The sequence below is a fragment of the Grimontia sp. AD028 genome (genome assembly GCF_000973155.1).
Taxonomy (GTDB): Bacteria; Pseudomonadota; Gammaproteobacteria; order Enterobacterales; family Vibrionaceae; genus Enterovibrio; species Enterovibrio indicus.
On the sequence record NZ_LASY01000131.1, the window covers coordinates 1 to 331 of the forward strand.

Genomic DNA, 331 nt, shown 5'->3' on the forward strand with positions numbered 1-331 from the left:
CCGTCACTGCTGTTTTCTAGCGGGTCGACAACAAATGTTTGGTCGTCTTCGCTAGCGCGTGCTGTGACTTCCTCGACGATGGGGGCTTCATTTACACCGACAATGGTGATTTTGACATTGGCCGTGTCAGTGTCACCTTTCGCGTCTTCTATGGTGTAGGCAAAGTCGAACGATTGAGAGTCACCTTTTTTCAGAGATACCTGGTCTTTGGCATCAAATTCAAAGGTGCCGTCGGCTTTTATACGTAGCGTCCCTTCAGGGGACTCAACCGTTGCGAAGCCAGTGTCGATGTCAAAATTAAGGTCTATGCCGTTAATCTGAGTAACCTGGA

General features: G+C 48.9%; 1 protein-coding gene. It reads right to left on the reverse strand.

Translation table 11 applies throughout. From position 1 onward, the window contains the following. Window positions 1-331, reverse strand: a 331-nt coding sequence (locus RN22_RS21490; RefSeq protein ID WP_046307603.1) for a VCBS domain-containing protein, incomplete at both ends; no start/stop codon positions are given.